The sequence below is a fragment of the Brasilonema octagenarum UFV-OR1 genome (assembly GCF_963888615.1).
Classification (GTDB): domain Bacteria; phylum Cyanobacteriota; class Cyanobacteriia; order Cyanobacteriales; family Nostocaceae; genus Brasilonema; species Brasilonema sennae.
On sequence record NZ_CAWPKW010000329.1, the window covers coordinates 15051 to 32067 of the forward strand.

Sequence of the window (17017 nt, forward strand, 5' to 3'; positions counted from 1 at the left end):
ATGAGTGCTTCACATAGTGAATTGGGAGCAATTTCTTAAAATCTCCCTGCTGTCTTCCTAGAGAGTGTCAAAATTCCACTCCTGCTGACTTGACGTTAGGTGTAACAGTAGCGACGGTTTGGCGTTGGGGGGAGGAGATATGTTCTGTAGGGGTATACTGTATTTTGATTTCTTGAGCGCGCCATGTTTGTAAGTCATTCATAATATCCTTGAGAGGAACAAAATCTACGACTTGTTCACCCCTTTTCTGGGCTTTATCAGTCTTGTAGGTCAAAATTTTGAAGTACATTTCCCGCTGCTCAGCAATTGGCAACTTGCCGTCGTTGTCTTTTATGCGCTCTTGAATTTCTGCATTACCCTGGTTCATCGCCCCTCCCCAGTCAGGACCACCATACTTGACCATGTTTGCCCATTCCTCGGCGATATAGGGGTGAACTTTAACGGGGATATGCATGGCTGCTTGTATTGGTTGTTCTTTGGGTGTGGGTGCGGGTGCGGCGGTAGGCTGTTCGTTACCGAAGATTTGTTCTAGGTTAAGCTTTTGGGCGTTTTGGGCAATAAACTTCATTTGGTTGATATCGTAGTCAGAGATATTCATTTTACTGACTTCTTTGGTAATGCCAGCTTCGGTTTTAGTCAGATCAAACCGGACAAGTTCCTGAGTACCTCTTTCCTCGGTGGTTTTAAATAGTTGCAGGCTGGCTTTTTTTCCTTGAGGATCACGGGTGCGTTTAATGGTAAATTCTCCTACGGCGAGTTCATCCTTCCCTGCTGTCAGGAGTATGTTGTTGAGAGTATCCAGCATCTCGTTTTGTTTGAATACCTCAAGAGTTTTGATAGTACCAGCAGGCGCAAGAGAACCAAGTGTATTTGCCACATCCCGGATATCTGAAGAATTCAAGTCAGGTAGTTTACCCTTATCCTGGAGGTGTTCGTTTACCATCAAAAATTCCTGACGTTCTACCCCTAACATTTCTTTAGGCTGTTTGGTGATTTTGGGTTCTTTGTTTGCCTTACCAGGTTTAAACTCTATCAAGGAGTTGTTCCAACCCTGAAGTTCGTCACTGCGGCGGTGGATGCTGATGGTATCCCCTTCTTGCCGAATTACAAAAGCATCACTTCTGTAAATACGAGAACCATCTTGCTCGATGGTTTTATATTTTTTCAACATTTCGGTTGCAGCTTGGACAATATCTTTGTTTTCGCCGTTGTAACGTTCTTTTTCTGCTCGTTTGTTTTTTATCTCGTATACTGGTACTTCTACTTGACGTGCCCACTGTTGCGCTTGCGGTTCTACCCCCTCGGAGTTGGCTGCTTGTTGGTAAGTATATTGACCAGTATATTGTTCCTCTTCCTCCAAATTTTCTCTTTTCGGAGTTCTGCTTGGGCTTTCTTCTTCAACAGGTTTCTTATTATTAGTAATTTTTTCTTCGGAAGTATAATTTTCATGATTTTCTACCTCTTCCTGAAGGTTGTTGATGACAGATTCTTCAAACTTCTCTTCGGCTTTCTCTGATATGATTAATACTATGGAGTTAGTATTTTCAATATTTGAAGGTTGGTTATCTATCTGATTACTTGGTTTTGATAGAAATGTTGCACCAGTATTATCTATTAATTCTGTTTCCTCATTATTCTGAATGACCACAATAATTTTCTCATCTTCATCTGGTGCATCATCAAAATCTGGAGGATTGCTAATATCTATATCTTCTAGAAACACAACTGTCTCTTCTGACGGCGGTGCATCTTCTATTGGAGTATATTCTAATGATTGAATATCTTTGGCATCAGTAGTCATTAAATATGTTGCATCTTCTTCCATTTTGTTATTATTTAACAGTTGCGATGACATTTTATCATTTGCTACTATGGATAGATGTTTGAGTTGGTTTATTAGAATTTTAAAAAGCTGATTATTTACGTTCCGTTCATACTGAAAATTACTATTAGATTCTAAAAAAATGGGAGATTGATAATTTGGAATCATATCAGATGAAGGAGGTAGTAGTTTTACGATTGGTTCGTAAGCTACATCTATAATTTCATCTTGAGAGAGATTTTCTGTGACTAAGTTTATTCGACATTTACCTTTTGAATCTTGTTCGTAAATGATAGTTTTCTCGCCTGATTCAGTATAGGCAGTTATCTTGATAACAGGTTCGTAATCTGTGGTGTAATTATCACCTAAATCAGGTACGTCTTGTACAATTAGGGCGGCGATAGTTTGTGCTTGATATTTGCTAGGTTCGTTTTGTGTATTATATTCAACTGTCATGCTGTACTGTACATTATCCATGTACATATCCGGCATGAAGACTACTGTGTCTCTACTACCTACCTCCTGGTTTAAATCTACCTTTTCCCATTTGTAAGCCCCAGGGGTAGTTTCATCGGGTACGAGGTTGTAAGTATCCTTGCCAACCTCGACTGCGATTTTATCTATTTCTTCCCGTTCTTTAAGTATTTCTTGAATCTTTTTAAAAGTGTTAATCAAGATTTTGGCTAATTCCAAGGCTGCTTTACCAGCAGTATCAGCTACTTGAAGATAATTATCTGCTATTCGTTGTTGTTGTGGATCAAACATGGTGGTATTGGTAATCTAATGTAAAAATTCAGCACTTCTTGAGTCAAAAGTGAGCCAGCGCGGTCTTGGGGAGCCAGTCGCTTGCGGGGGTTCCCCCCGTTGTGCGACCTGGCGTGGTTTCCCCCATGAGCGACTGGCGAACCCCGAAGGGGTCAGAATTTATAAGGAGTCTATGATTCTTGGTATATTCATTTCATCAAATGTTATTCTGATTTTTTAACCCTTCTGACTCCTGTAGAGTGCAAGGGCGCAGCCCTTTCTGGCTCCCGAATTATTACAATCTAATGATTAGTAATAATGCTTTAGTTTCATTTTTAAAAAATTATCACGACAAATATTATCTAGATTATTGCTGTCGTAGTGATAGACTAGGATATTATCAAAATCATGTTTTTCTAAACATTTATTTCATTAACAATTCCATTTAGATAAGTTTTGAGATTTGCTAATTTATATTCCAATACTTATAAAAAATTATGAGAAAAATTCTTTGTAACTATCCACAGGTAATGGTGCATTTCCTGCTTGTACAGGTGCTTGAGGAATGGGGAAACGCTTGTCTACCTCTTTGACCCTGATATCCAAATCTTCTTGAGTTGGTCTTTTTTGGGTACTTTTTCGAGCAAGTTTTGTGATAAGTTTATCCCAATTATTCCCGTTTTCTGACTCTAGCGAGATGATATATTTTGGGACTTTAATACTTTTTAAAATTGGTACAGAACCTTCCTTGTTGTTGTCGTAGGCAGGGTTGATAAATACGCATTTACCGGGTGGTAATTTGAGAAATTGAGCGGGTTCAAAAAGCTTTCTGATTTTCTCTTGTTCTGAGATAGATGTTGAAGCTTTTCCCCCTCCAGTTGACCGGGATTTCTGCTTATATTTAATTTCCTCTTCACCGAGGTAAGCACTAAAAATTCTTGCAGATTCCTCTTCACCTGGGTTGAATACAAACTTGGTGCCACAAGCACCGAGGATTGCTTTTGAGATTTCCTTGCCATAAATTTTCTCCAACTGCCCCATGTTCTGCCATCCGAGAATTCCGCAGAATCCTTCGCTTCGGGATTCGTTAAGCCATTTGAATAGGTCTGGGAGAAAAATCGATGGCAGTTCGTCAACGCTAACTACAAGTGGACCAGTTTCTTTTCTCTTTTTGGCAATACTGCGGGCGACGGTCATATGTAAAATTGAAGTCATAAGCGGACCAACTGCATCGCGGCGTTCGCGGTCAAGTCCGAAGATAATCATCTGTTTCTTGCCTACCTCTAATGGTAGGGTAGTTTTGCCGACAAAGCAGCCAAGCGTGTTCTTTGCCATGAAACGCGTAAACATGAGCGAGGCGGTACCAGCAATACCCGCGATGGTTTTTTCACTTCCGCTGGAGCTAAATAATTGACCGAAGGCTATCCGTATCCACGGATTAAGACTTGCTGCCATTAGGCGTTCGACCATCTTCTCGCTTGAGAGAATAGCTGCTGCGGTCATGATATCGGCAAACTCCCCAAACTCTTTGGTGAGCATGAGAATTGCTTGGGTTAGCTGGTCACCCGCAGGACCGAAGAATGCGTCTTCGTTTCCACCACCAAGCATACGGAAGTTTTTGTTGATGACTGTAGCCAACTGCCGTGCAGTTTCAGCATCGCCACTGTCGCGCAAGAAATCGATGGGGTTGCATACTTCAGATTCAGGAAAACCCGGAGCAAAGACGTGTACTTCATACCCTTTTGATTTTGCGTAACTGGCGATTTTGGCTTGACTGGGGTATTTAAAATCGTATAGAACAATACCAAAACCTTGGTCGATAGCTGAGTAAAGCATGGGGTTGATTGCCGAGAAGGATTTACCGCTACCAGGTGCCCCAATGACGGCTGTACCTCTTTGAACATCGGGTACATACATAGGTGTCCCCCCACTCCCCTTGGGTAGTTTTTGTCCCTTGTACTTATGTACTCCGATATACAAGCTAGCGCTATCGCACTTGGGGGAGGTGACTTGCTTGATGGCTTTTTTCTTGGCGCGTGCTGTTTCTTTTCCTCCACCCCAATAGCTGGTAGCAAGTTTGCCTTTCTTACCTCCAGAGAATATATGTAGGAGAAATAGTGCTAATATTCCCCCAGCGAGTGCTAGTCCTTGGGGAGACATTAGTTGGTTGGTATATTTGCTAAAGTCATAGTCGGACGAAGGTTTAGTTTCTGTAGCAGTTTTAACTTTAACGGTTTTGGCTGTGGCGAAATATAAGTTATACATAAAAATTGGTATGAAAAAATATACTTTTGGATTGCATATTTCTCTTTATGGTGTTTAAAGAGGAAAACTTGAGATTGACTCTAAGGGAGAGTCTGCCCGTAGCGACTCAGGTACAAAGCACTCCCCTTGCAGCGAGCGATCGCCGCATCGTGACTTTTTACTTTAGACATCTTTGAAAACTAATCTCAAAGCATTGCGCTGTCTGAACTAATGTTTAATTTATGGAGAAGTCTTTTGTGTTGCGCTCTTGTTTGTTAACTAAACTTTTACGGAGTTGGTTTTTTAGGCACTGTGAGGGGTGTGCCTAAGATAATTGGGTCCATCTCGCTATAGTTGAAGAATGGAACGGGACCGATAAAGTAGGGCGTGCAGGTGCGACCAACGAAGGGGATTGTTTTGCAGAAACGGAAGAACATCGCGGTAGTTATACTTCCGTCAGCTTCGTTGACATCCCAAATGACTTGTTTGAATGATTTACCAAAGGGATGTCTTCCGGTTGGTTCTTTCCCAACGTTTACGCTGCCAAGGATACCGAACCCGCCCTTGACTTTTTGGAACTTGCCTGACATCCATGCCGCACCAGTGAGGATATCGCTTCCAGCTACTTCGATGTGGGCGCATTTTTTGTTATAACAGGGAACGTTAAATCCTTCTTGCTCGCTACCCGATATTGATTTCCACCTGCCGTTTTCTACCTCTTTAAGTACCATATCTACCTTACCGATATAGCTGAGATCGGGTACGGGTACTCCAGGTAACTGGTCGAATGGTACTTTTCCCAATCCCGGAACCTTGCCAATAATAGTATTTTCCCAGTTATTAAACTTTTTGAGGGCGGCTTTTTCAATACCGGGAATGCTGGTGAGTTTGTATTTATCAAGTTTGAGGTATTTGCCAAGTTCGGCGGTTTCAAGTTTGGGGTAACTTTCGAGTGCTTCTCCTATAGTCAGACTGCTTGTTGCATCCCCTGTGACTTTAGTAACTAAATCATCAATTGCTGGAATATCGGCAACTTCTAATTTGGATAATTCTGGGATAGCTGAAGCTAAGTCGCCGAGTGACTGCCACTTGAATGTCTCAAAGTCTGATAGTTTGAGATTTTTGAGGCTGGTACCCGTTATTCTTGAGATTTGAGTGAGGTTAAGATTTTCGATTTTGAATTCTGTTGCCTCAAAATCTCCCAACTGCATTACCTCAGCAAGTGACTGTCCTGCGCTCCAAACACGCTTTCCTTTAAGTTTTAGGTCTTTAATGTTAGGAAATTCGACTTCCCCTGCACTTGAAAACTTCATGCTATCAAAGTTAATTTTGCTCCAGTCAGGGACAGGCACTCCATTCACATACTTGACCGCAAGAGGTTGTTTTTTCAGTGTTTTAGCTTGTTTGGTCGAATGATTCAAATTTGAATCATTCGACCAGAGGTTTGCTGAAGTGTTCCCGAAGTTTGCTGGAGGGAGTATCCCCCCAGCAACTTCTCTCAAATTTGAAACATTCGTTGGTGTAGCTGCGACAGCTTTATCCCCAAATACGAGACTGCCGATATTGTAGTTACCCCCGAATCTAATTAACCCGTGCAGGGCGAGTCCTGCTACCATACCAGCAACCATGAGGTAGCGCCAAGTGTTCATTTTTTGTTCGCGCCATTGATACCCTTTACTTAGTTCATTTTTAGGAGGGTTGTCATTGGTGGTTGTAACTGGGACGATTGCAACTATCTCCGAGTTGACTTGGATAGCACTTGTTTGTGGCTGTACTGTTTCTGTTGTAATATTTATTACTTTAAATCTGGAATTGTCTGTCAATAAATCTTTAGTTTCCATAATCTTTATTACTTTTCAACAACTAGCTTTTTTGGTGTAGGTTGAGTATTACAGCACATTGCAAGTAAATGAAGTACAGTACTGAGGTCTAAAAGGCAGACTCTAAGCCCTTTCTACTTCTGACTCCTGAATTCTGCTGTATTTGTTTCTACAGGTTTGGGAGAGGGCATCTCTAGCAAGCGTTTTCCACCCATAAGCATGAGCTTTTCAACTAATTGCATCGATACTCCGGCGTTGGTTGCAGCGATAGTGAGTTCTTCTCCTTGCGATCGCAACTCGACGAGTTTGGTTAGTCTTTCCCACAGCGGGGTATCGCTGGTTATCCACTGTTTGGAAAGTGCAAACTGCATTCCTTTGGCGATATACTTGCTATCAGATATGGCGGTGTAATCAGCTTTTGGTTGTCTGAGTTCCCGGTCATTGCTTGAATCGCCTATAATTTCTAACTGGCTGTATTCGGGTTTTCCCGTGCCGGGTATAATACGAAAGTGATAGGATTTTTTGGTACTTCCAGATTCAGTGATTACAGTGAGATGTGTGCCGTAGGTAGCTTGTGGCAAGCCGGGGATTTTTACTGTTTCGATGCGGCGAAGGTGAATAAGTCCTGCTCCTGTTCCCTCTCTTGAACATCTCCCTAATCCTTCCAGACATCCATCCACGTCAATTACGAACTTAGAGGGGTCATCCAACCAGATTTTTTTAATAACTTCCTCGGTGCGGTAAAACGAGATGGATACCCCGTGTCCCGCCCATACCTGAACTGTTTGCCCAGTCGCTTTTTCTCCTGATACCTGGGATGCTTGCACCTGCCTTACGATACCTGCTGTAGCGGTTTGTATAAGTAGTACGAGGGGTGCGCTCGCGCTGAAGAAAAGTAAGCTTAAACCAAATAAATATCTAGCTTTCACGGCTTAATACAGTTTGATAGAGCGATTGACGACAATAGAAATTTTGGTATTGGCAGGTACATACCAGATGTTGGGACGGCTAGTAATTTCACTAGTAGCCTTTTGAGTGCGGCTGCCCATAGTTTCAGCAACTTTGCCGAATGCACCTTGTAAAAATGCACCTGCGATATTGCGGTTATTGCCTCTAGAACGGGTGCGACTACCACCGAACAGTAAATCTTCGGTTATTTCTTCAGGCTGGTTGATAATTTCCCCCACCTTTGCAAGTCCAGCGATAGTACCGAGAGTGGCGTCACCAAGAGCAATTTCACCACCCTTATCTTTGTAGGGACGGGCAATAAGGGGATTGTTACCTTTACCCAGGATTGAGATTGCGCCAGGGGAGATGGGGTATTCGGTACCATCTTTGAGTATGGCGCTGACTGAGGCGGTGATATTAAATCCACTATCTACACCAGTCATAGCAACTGCTACCTGGGTGCCAGCAGGGATGGCTATTCCACCTGTATTACTTTTGATTGGTTCATCTAGGCGAGCAACAAACCTGATATTGTTATTTGCACTGCCTTGGGCAAGTATCAAGGGAGTAACTAGGGTAGCGCTTGCGGAAGAACCTACTACTAAATATTGAGTTTGTCTTTCCTCTAAAATTTGGACTTCATCACTCAGGTAGTTAGCAGAAGCGAGTTGGGTTTGCTTGCTATAAGATGCAGTCAACTCGACTGTATTGTTAGTTGGTTTCCACCGGGGACGCAGTTCTTCAACTTCCCCTGTGTTGTTGGGTGTACTGTTGATTGTGTTTTCAACGCTTGTTTCACTGCGACGGTTGCGGCGACGGCGGGGTGTTTCATCACCATTCGGTACTTCCTCTTCACTTACCTTGCTTGCAATGGTGGTGTTGTCAGCGCTGGTATATTCAACCCTACCGATACTTCCTAAGTTACGAAGGCGTTCGAGTTCGGCGAGGGGGTCTTTCGGTGTTCCTAACATACTACCCCTGGTGGGTGATAAGGCTGTGCGTGCGATGCTTTTTGAGGAGCCGCCAAGGGTGATTGCGCTCCGCGCACTGCCAAAGGCAATCGCATTATTATTTCTACTAATTGGTAGGGTTATTCGATCTTTAGTTGCAGTTGGACTTTTGGGTTCGATGGAACGAGATGCGAGTACCGCACTGCGCCTCGTCGCTCTGTATTCGCCTTCAGGGTTTGGTTCCTGATATACCCGTCTCTTAGGAGGGGGAGGTGTCTGTTGCGGAGTAACTCTAATTTGACTTGCTGTTTTGTTAGTGTTTATGTTGGTGGTAGCTGAGGCTTGTTTTTCTTTATTTGGAGTTTTTTGTTCAGTCTTATTTTCTTTGGTTTCTTCCTCTTTACCGTTCAGTGTTTCAAGTTCTTGCTGTTGCTTAGCGAGCGCTAGTTTTGCATAAACATCCCCGTCTTTCTTTTCAAATGGTGTGGATGTGGGAGTAGGAGAGGAAATTGCAACTGGAGTTTGGGCAGTATTGCTGCCACTGTTCATCATGCCGTTAAGGGCGACAAACATGACTAGAAAACCTACTCCAAATGCACCTCCAATAATACCAAGTCTTGACCAGGGAGAAGTTACAAAGTCGTGTTTGGTTTGAACAGCTGCGGGGTTTTCTTCCTCTTCCCCCTCTTCTGGTTCTAATTTATCTTCGGATTCGGGATTTTTCACTAATTTCTCATCTAACGGTAAGAGTGCATCAACCGAATTAGCTGGTTGTGAATTCCCGTTATTACTAACGCTGTCTTGAATGTCGTTTTGCAACTGTGACATAATTATTTGATTGAAAGAGATTAATAAAAATTAATTTGTCGTATTATTATTTCTTTTTACCAAGTTCATAATCGATAATTTGAATGATTTCTAAACCAGAATTTTTTGCTTTGTATACTTTTTGAGCAATATCAGTAGTTTGGGGTGGATTCTGTGGTGTATCTACTGCTGCAATAGTTATTGTTTTATTAAAAGGTAAACCTTTACTTTTGTTTCTTTCGCTATTGAATGTAACTAAACTGGCGATAATATCAACTTCCCACTTACCCTCAGATATTTTTCTAGGTGCGGAGATGTAGTTGGTGACGATTGTGACTGTACCTTGTCCTGAGAATATACCTTCAGGAATTGTTGAAGCTAGTGTTTTGAGGAAGCTGGCACGAAAATCTTGGTTTTCAGATAAAGTAAATGCTGCTTCCCAAACATCACTGGGAATTTTTCTTCTACCTCCATTTTCGGTTTCGATTTCTACTCCCTTATCAACTTTTTGAATGAGCTTACCATTTTCGTCGGTGTTGATAATTCCATCCCAATTGAATAGCTTCACCATGCTATTGGTGACAAAAGTTTTAATAGTTTCGTTAGTTCTTTCTCCTGGACCAAGAGTTTTAGCTGCTGCGGTTGTTCCATCTTGGAGTTGTACAAATGTCATGCCCTTCATGTATTTGGCAGCAGCAGAATTTACTCCAAAATTGACAAATTGTAATAAAAGAGAAAGTATGCCTGCTGCTGCGCCTACTGTAGTTGTGATTGCAACTGGTGCTGATGTAGATTGTCCGTAACTAAGGAGGCGAAGTGGCTGTGATTTTGATTTTGATTTGAGCATGGTTGATTATCTTTTTCTGGTTTTTGAAGCGATAAGTTTTGTAGTATTAATAGCTACTGTCGCTGCTGTACTTGCTCCACCAGTGGCAATTCCTGCTGCAACTTCAGATCCAAATGATGTGACTTTACCTAGTCCCGTCCAAACGGCTATTCCACCACCAGCAGCCAGGGCTGATGCGAGAATGGGGGATACTAACCCGACGAAAAGGAGAAATATCATAGGTTGGTTTTGTTCGGAATTGGCAATGAGTTGTCCGCACAACCCGATAATGATGTTGAAGCAAAGTTTCGCCATTCCAACGGTGAAATAGCCCGTTAACCAGGCAAATATTGGTTTAGCACCAAAGGGGAGTAACGAACCACCAACTGCAAGCGGACCAAGGAGGGCGGTTAGCAGCATGGTAAATTCGATTCCCCACTGGTACGCATTATTGAGGGCAAGTAATATGACGGCGACAAAACCAGTAATCATTGCACCAATGGTACTGGTGATTGTGTTACCGACTTTTTCTAATACTTGACCTGGGGAAAGATTTGAGAGTGCGTCTTTGGCGTCGGATAGGGACTTAAGGGGGTTAAATTCCCAACTCCCAACGCTTGGTGCTTCTCCCTTAAATAGGTCGGGCGCAGATTTTTTGATTTCGAGTTCAGCTTGTTGGAGACATGCGATCGCATCTTGAGTACTACCGGGAATTGACCTACACCTTTCCATTGCGCCTCCGACTTGCTGTTGGAGGGCAATATTTCCAACTGCGCGGTTGAATGCTACCTCAAGGTTTGCTCCGGCAGTGGTAAAATTTATGACATCATTATTAACATTATTGATATAACCTCTGATAGTGAAGGTTCCGCTTCTAAGTAGGGTGCCGTTGTTTGCCAACAATGCAATAACTATGATGGGCCATATCCAACTTGACAGTGCCTTCATGTCTTCTTGGTTGATAAAGTTTTTACCAAGTTCCACCATATACAGGGTGAGAGTGGCGATCGCAAAAAACTGTCCTACCTTGCACATCGAGCCATACAAGTTACCGTTGAGGGTTTCCTGCCAAAGTTCGTTAAATCCTTCTGCTACGAGTTGCGCTCCGCCAGCAGCATTTTCGAGAATGTCTTGTCCAAAAAATGGGTCGGTGGCGATTATGAAATGTTCTAACATGGTGCTTTAATTACCTGATGCTGAGGAGGTCATCTGGTGCAATGGAAAGGACACCCCTGTGGGCGAGTTTCCCGACTTGAAGTGAGTGTCCACATGACCGTTAATTACAGCAAACTATTTACCAGCAGTCGTTTTGAGAGAGCTAAACCCACTGATTTCCATGTATTGGGAGGTGATACCGTCCATCATCAGATTTTGACGGCGGCGATCGCTTGCGCCTTGTTCGGCGATTTGGGATAACATGAGGTTAGTTTGCTGTGCGTCGTGCCTTTGTTGCAGTCCATCAGTGCGGGACTGTCCCAACATCGAGACAATTTGGGCGTTTTGAGCAGCGATTACCTTGAGGATATTCTGCGAAGCATCCATACCTTGAGCCTGGTTTGCCAAATCTTGCGCGTCGGCTACTGTTTGTTGGGTTGCTTCAATTTCCTTCTTGGTACGTTCTTGCCCTTTTTCTCCCAGGACGCTTTCAACTGTAGCACGGGTGGTTTCGCGTTCCAGTTCGTTACCAGCAAAAACTGCACCCTCGACAGTATTGCTTTCGTTCCAGTTCCCCGTCGCTTTGAGTTGGTCTTTTAGTTTGTCTGCACTTTCTACAGGGTCTGGTAAACCCATAGTTCCGGTTGAGTTGTCGGTAGCAGTTTTTGCTTCCCCTTTCATCCCACCCCAGCTTTCATTTATCACTGCGGTAAGTTCGTTTTTGGTTTCTTCAAAATAGCTATTGAGTTCACCTAAAATCTCATTAAAAAAATCTTTCACTGAGAAGGCATAACTGGGGGCTGCACTTAGCAGAGTCACCAGACCAATCGCTGATCCAATTATGACTACTTTACTCGGTTTCAACTTTAACTTGATTTTCATACATTTGGTGGAGAAATTGTAAGAATTTAGGAGTCAGGAGTCAGGAGTCAGAATTCAGGAGAGTAAGAAGAAGAATTGAAGAAGAATTCAGCTATACAGCAGTCAGAATTCAGAAGAATAAGAAGAAGAATTCAGCTATTTCGTAAGTCAGTATTTAGGAGAGTAAGAAGAATTCAGTATATGCGCGTAGGGCACGCTGCGCGAACAGCATTTTCTTCTGACTCCTGACTTCTGAACGGCAGTTGCTTTATGCCGGGGAACCCGTCCACCGCACTGCCTCCTCCTGACTTCTCCTTCAATTGCTTTTGGTTATTCTTATCAAGTAGTTCTTTCGCTTCTTCACTTAACTCATTTCCTCGAATCATCTGTACATAAGCCTCAGAAAATCTCACCATTCCAAGCATTGGATTATTGGCATATTTGTTGAGGAATAAAGTACGCAGTTCTTGCTCGTTTGGGTTGTTTGCTACTGCTGCAAGTAAGCAATAAGCAGGATAATAACGACAGAAAGTCAGTTTGCCATTATCATCAAGTAACCACTGCGAGTAAATACTTTCCCGTTTTGGGAAAAAAGCTTCGGTACTATTGCGTGAGATAATTTCTGATGGGTATTTAAATCGGTTAACAAACGGGTCTACTGCTGATGTTTGAATTCTCCCTATCAAGCGTGTAGTAATGTTCGCGAATATTTTGTCAGCAGATTTACTATGAAATATACTTTCTGGCTCTTGTGCTGATAAAATCACACGTATACCAGCTTTTGCACCGTTGGCGCAGAGCCTTCCAATAAGTTCGGCAATTGACTCAAAAGAAAAGAGAATCGGTGCTTCATCAAGGAAGAAAATACTTGCTTTAGATGATAAGGCCCGACGCAAGGCAGCTGCATAAGCGCTAAGTGCGAGGACTGCTGCATCTGCTTCTGAAGAAAGTGAACGCAGTGCAAATACGAGTAGTCTGGCATCAGTTTTAAAGCTAGATGGATTAGCAATTGATTGACCTACTCGTGAATTTAACCAAAACTTTAGTCGCAATCTAATGTGGTCTAATGCATCAAGTATTTCTTTACTATTATTAGCAATGGAATCAAGCTTAATAAATCCCGGTGAGCAGTAATTGTAAAAATCTTTAAGAGTTGGTATATCTGCCCATTCTGTTGTTCCTACTCCATTTTCTAGGGCGAGTTTATACCGAAGCTTGATATCATCATCATTAAAGAATGTTTCAATTGCAATTGTAATAATACTCTCGATATTTGATATCATTGTGGGACTGACTCCTATCGGGTTTGTCCCTAGTACCATTGTCAGGAGTGTTGATTTCAAAAAATCCTTGAAATCAGTCATGCGCTCCTTAATAACTTCAGGTTCATACCCCCTCAAATCGGGTAATTCAAATAAATTGTTTGATTCTTTGCTAATATCAAAATACGCCCCTTCTGTTCCCATGAATTTGGTATAATCGGTAAATGTGGAACTCCCATCAGGCTTGGGATAGTCTAGGGCGATAACGGGGATACCTTGCGCCAGGGCTTGTGTTAATAATCCTGCCACTAGTACAGATTTCCCAGCCCTGGTGGTACCAAACACAGCTAAGTTTTTATGTTGGTTGTACAAGTCGAGATGTACGGGTGTTCCTCCCTCTTCGGCAATGAGTTCAAACCCATTTTTATCACCTGTGGCGGTGCGTACTAAGGGTGTGATTCCTGGTACTTCACAAGAGAAATATGGAAGGCGGCGGTTAAATGGCTTTGTTAGTAAATTCTCCCAAATAATAGGTACTGTTTGCAGCCAAGTTTTCCATGCGTATTCTACTTCTCTCTCAACTACCGCTGGTCGTAGGAAGCAACTAGAAAGATACCTGCAAGCTTCATCTAGTTGATAACGGTTGTGACGATGGATACAAAAGACAACTGCCGTGTGGATGGGGATAGAACCTCTAAGGATAGTTTCTTGTGCCCGCACAGCTTCTTCAATGTTCATGTTTGCCTTAACATCGATGGAACCTTTATCGGCAGACATGGCGCTAGATGTAATTGACTGTTTAGTTATACGTTGTAAAACTGTTTTTGCTAGCCCTTGATTTGCTTTGGATAGCTGGCAGATAATTTCGGTGTCGGAGATTTTTTCTTTAGAAAGTACTCTCCAGAGGTATCGTAGTTGGTCGTATTCATCTACCCACCCTTGAGGTTTCTCGCTAAATTGCAAGACACCGATATACTTATCTTGAAGCTTAACCCAACTACGGTCGAGAAAGGGAACTGATTGTTCGTTTTCCAGAACTAGGTGTTTGATATGAAAATCGCTAGTTTGTTCTTCCCTAAGTCCTGCTTCATCGAGGATGAGGGGGTTGGGAATGGGTGGTACTTCACTACGGTTAAATTGATTCCAGATAACTTCCCAAATATCACCTGCTGTAAGTATTTTGGCGCTTAATCCCATTGTGTTGGAGATAATTTGCTCCCACATTTGGAATCCAGAGGTGAAGCTATCCTGCAGAATGGTTTCGATTCTCTGGTGACGAAGCTTGTGAATTTCTCCAGTAAATCTTTGCCAGTAGGTTTGCAGTTGTTTGATTGTTTTCTCGATGGGGTCGTTGCTTTTGCTATTTTCAGCTACGAGTACGGTATAGGTACACCAAAAGCGGAGGAACTTATTTTTACGTACCCCTGCTTGAGTGAGTTCGCGTGTTCGCAGGCGTTCTGACCTAATAAGTAGTGTTAGCTGTTCGAGATCGCATTCTTTTTCGATTTTCTTTAATTCTTGTTGCCGGAAGGTATCATCGGTAAATGAGCCAATGTGGATTGTTAGGGTTTCGCGTTCAGGTAATTCTTTGAGTCCGCCCTCGATATTTTCAAATATAGGTAGGATTTGTTCAGAGCTTAGGGATGGGTGAATACCTTGGATATCAAAGCAAAATCTGATTTGGATATTTTCCTTCTTCTTGAGAATGAGTGCACCAATATTTTTACGACCACCGAGTGAGATACTTGCAATTCCTGCTAGATGGGTAATATCTTCAAACGGGGTAAGACCTTTTACTACTCCTAATTGTTCGGTTTCGAGGGATTGTCTGCCAAGTTTATCTTTCGGCTTGGTTGATTTAGTCGAAGTCATGGCGGTATGATATCTGTGTTAATTCTTAAAAGGAGAAGGTTATCAGTTACCAGTTAACAGTTAGCAGTTATCAGTTATCAGTTACCAGTGTCGTTTTCCGTTGGATCTAAACAGTTATCAGTTATCAGTGTCGTGTCCCCTTGTTCACTGTTCACTGTTCACTGTTTACTGTTCACTGTTTATTGTTCACTGTTCACTGTTTACTGTTCACTGTTTGAATTGCGTTTGCGCTTAGGAGCGGGTTTTTTCCTTGGTTCGCTTTGGCGTGGATTAAGCAGTGAAACAAAGGGCTTATATCCACGAGTGATGCGGGGAGTACCGACAAACTTACCTAAGAAGGCTTTATTTGATGTGACTGTCCACCAAGTTGCCCATCCCCAGGTAATTGATATTCCTGTTGCTAGCCATCCTGCTTGAAGAAATCCTTGAACTACGAAATACATGATCAGTGCGATCGCACTCCAAGGAACAATTTGGTCGGCGGGAAATGGACCGAGGCGGGGTTGGTTACCTAAAACTCGGTTGACGGTACGGAATTCTCTATCTCTAAGCATATTTAATGAAAGTAGGAGTAATTTGTATCACTCCTATAGGGTTGATTATGGTGCTCTTTTGTGTTTAGCCGCCGCCAGTACCGACTACTAATCCAGCTAGGATATCGCCAACTACTACAGTGATGGCAATAATAATTGGAGTACGGGCAATGGTCTGCCAATCTTCGTCATTTCTGGCTGCTTGGACGACTCGGATAAGACCGATAGCAAGATAAATCAGGAACAGACCGCGCAGTACTGCGAAGATAAAGCCAGTTATTTTTTTATCTATACCAGGGAAGTACTTTTCATTTGTGAAGAATTTTTCAGCGCTGTTCATGAATTGCGCGCTGGCTGGTGCAACTGACATATCCAGCAGGAATACCGCACCTACCAAGCAAAACATGATTGTGTAAATATTGATACCGTACTTCTGCTGCCATTTCTCAAAGTTAGAAAGCAGGCTGTTTGCTTCTTTGGGCATTAATGCGACGATGGCAGTAGCGAATGCGAGTGATGCCATAACCATGTTGTGGATTGAAAGATCCACAATCATCAATCCGGTACCAACAGCCATCAAACCGGCGATTGTGCCATTTTCTTTCCAAGTGCGGCGGCGTCTCGCTGAAACAAGATATCCGTATTCTTGTTCGTAGGATGTATAGTCCTTATTGTAATCGGGGTCGTAGTTTGTTCTCATGTGAGTGTAATTATCGATTTATGAGAGCTAATTTTTGAGAGAACTTGTCGGGGAGATACTCTTTTGGGCAAAGTTCAACGGAGAATCGGTATTGGTTAAAACTCTTGAAAGCCTTGTGGCTTATACGTTTATTCTATAAGTGGAATGAATTTTGATACATCCGATTAATTGTTTAAGTTTTGATGTTATCTTTGCCTATACAGTGTTGAAGTTAATTTAAAATCTAGTTGAATTGACAAAACTAAAAATGTATCTCAACACTATCTTTAAGCAAAGTAAAATCCCTAAAAACAAGGATTTTTAGGGATTTTATGCTTGATTTTGGCTAATGTGTTGTTTGATTAGGAGTTGAGGCTATTTCAGATTGATTTTGAGAAATTCTCCATTATTTAACCTTAGAAAATCTACACTACCTGCGGGTAATTCGATGACTTGGTTTACAGGGTACACTGAATTGTATTTAGGACATTCCT

11 protein-coding genes are annotated in these 17017 nt (G+C 42.4%); all 11 read right to left on the bottom strand.

Features of this window, described 5'->3' with window-relative positions; genetic code table 11:
• Positions 1 to 67: 67 nt before the first annotated feature.
• Positions 68 to 2587 (bottom strand): hypothetical protein, encoded by a 2520-nt coding sequence (locus tag AC5590_RS29760; RefSeq protein ID WP_169266896.1) that lies wholly within the window; start codon positions 2585 to 2587, stop codon positions 68 to 70.
• A 474-nt stretch (positions 2588 to 3061) separates the two neighbouring features.
• Entirely contained in the window at positions 3062 to 4831 is a 1770-nt protein-coding gene (locus tag AC5590_RS29765) for a type IV secretory system conjugative DNA transfer family protein (RefSeq protein ID WP_169266897.1), read from the bottom strand.
• A gap of 266 nt (positions 4832 to 5097) precedes the next feature.
• Positions 5098 to 6651, bottom strand: a complete 1554-nt coding sequence (locus AC5590_RS29770) for a hypothetical protein (protein WP_169266898.1) — start codon at positions 6649 to 6651, stop codon at positions 5098 to 5100.
• A gap of 113 nt (positions 6652 to 6764) precedes the next feature.
• Entirely contained in the window at positions 6765 to 7559 is a 795-nt protein-coding gene (locus AC5590_RS29775; protein ID WP_370460813.1) for a hypothetical protein, read from the bottom strand.
• Positions 7560 to 7562: 3 nt separating this feature from the next.
• Positions 7563 to 9356, bottom strand: coding sequence for a TrbI/VirB10 family protein (locus tag AC5590_RS29780; RefSeq protein ID WP_169266899.1), 1794 nt, complete (start codon positions 9354 to 9356; stop codon positions 7563 to 7565).
• Between the two features lie 46 nt (positions 9357 to 9402).
• The gene (locus AC5590_RS29785; protein ID WP_169266900.1) at positions 9403 to 10182 is read right to left on the bottom strand and encodes a hypothetical protein; all 780 of its coding nucleotides are present in this window, start codon (positions 10180 to 10182) and stop codon (positions 9403 to 9405) included.
• Positions 10183 to 10188: 6 nt separating this feature from the next.
• A complete protein-coding gene (locus AC5590_RS29790; RefSeq protein WP_169266901.1) occupies positions 10189 to 11337 on the bottom strand; it encodes a hypothetical protein in 1149 nt (382 codons plus the stop codon).
• Positions 11338 to 11451: 114 nt separating this feature from the next.
• Positions 11452 to 12198, bottom strand: a complete 747-nt coding sequence (locus AC5590_RS29795) for a hypothetical protein (protein ID WP_169266902.1) — start codon at positions 12196 to 12198, stop codon at positions 11452 to 11454.
• 173 nt (positions 12199 to 12371) lie between these two features.
• Positions 12372 to 15311: a putative type IV secretion/conjugal transfer ATPase gene (locus AC5590_RS29800; RefSeq protein WP_169266903.1), complete on the bottom strand. Its 2940-nt coding sequence runs from the start codon at positions 15309 to 15311 to the stop codon at positions 12372 to 12374.
• 200 nt (positions 15312 to 15511) lie between these two features.
• Positions 15512 to 15865: a hypothetical protein gene (locus tag AC5590_RS29805; protein ID WP_169266904.1), complete on the bottom strand. Its 354-nt coding sequence runs from the start codon at positions 15863 to 15865 to the stop codon at positions 15512 to 15514.
• Positions 15866 to 15929: 64 nt separating this feature from the next.
• Positions 15930 to 16544, bottom strand: coding sequence for a hypothetical protein (locus AC5590_RS29810; RefSeq protein ID WP_169266905.1), 615 nt, complete (start codon positions 16542 to 16544; stop codon positions 15930 to 15932).
• Between the last annotated feature and the right edge of the window lie 473 nt (positions 16545 to 17017).

What these genes read in the sequence shown, in the direction of transcription:
- AC5590_RS29785 (WP_169266900.1), bottom strand. Translation starts at nt 10,182, where the DNA reads ATGCTCAAATCAAAATCAAAATCACAGCCACTTCGCCTCCTTAGTTAC.
- AC5590_RS29770 (WP_169266898.1), bottom strand. Translation starts at nt 6,651, where the DNA reads ATGGAAACTAAAGATTTATTGACAGACAATTCCAGATTTAAAGTAATA.
- AC5590_RS29800 (WP_169266903.1), bottom strand. Translation starts at nt 15,311, where the DNA reads ATGACTTCGACTAAATCAACCAAGCCGAAAGATAAACTTGGCAGACAA.
- AC5590_RS29765 (WP_169266897.1), bottom strand. Translation starts at nt 4,831, where the DNA reads ATGTATAACTTATATTTCGCCACAGCCAAAACCGTTAAAGTTAAAACT.
- AC5590_RS29805 (WP_169266904.1), bottom strand. Translation starts at nt 15,865, where the DNA reads ATGCTTAGAGATAGAGAATTCCGTACCGTCAACCGAGTTTTAGGTAAC.
- AC5590_RS29790 (WP_169266901.1), bottom strand. Translation starts at nt 11,337, where the DNA reads ATGTTAGAACATTTCATAATCGCCACCGACCCATTTTTTGGACAAGAC.
- AC5590_RS29780 (WP_169266899.1), bottom strand. Translation starts at nt 9,356, where the DNA reads ATGTCACAGTTGCAAAACGACATTCAAGACAGCGTTAGTAATAACGGG.
- AC5590_RS29795 (WP_169266902.1), bottom strand. Translation starts at nt 12,198, where the DNA reads ATGAAAATCAAGTTAAAGTTGAAACCGAGTAAAGTAGTCATAATTGGA.
- AC5590_RS29810 (WP_169266905.1), bottom strand. Translation starts at nt 16,544, where the DNA reads ATGAGAACAAACTACGACCCCGATTACAATAAGGACTATACATCCTAC.
- AC5590_RS29760 (WP_169266896.1), bottom strand. Translation starts at nt 2,587, where the DNA reads ATGTTTGATCCACAACAACAACGAATAGCAGATAATTATCTTCAAGTA.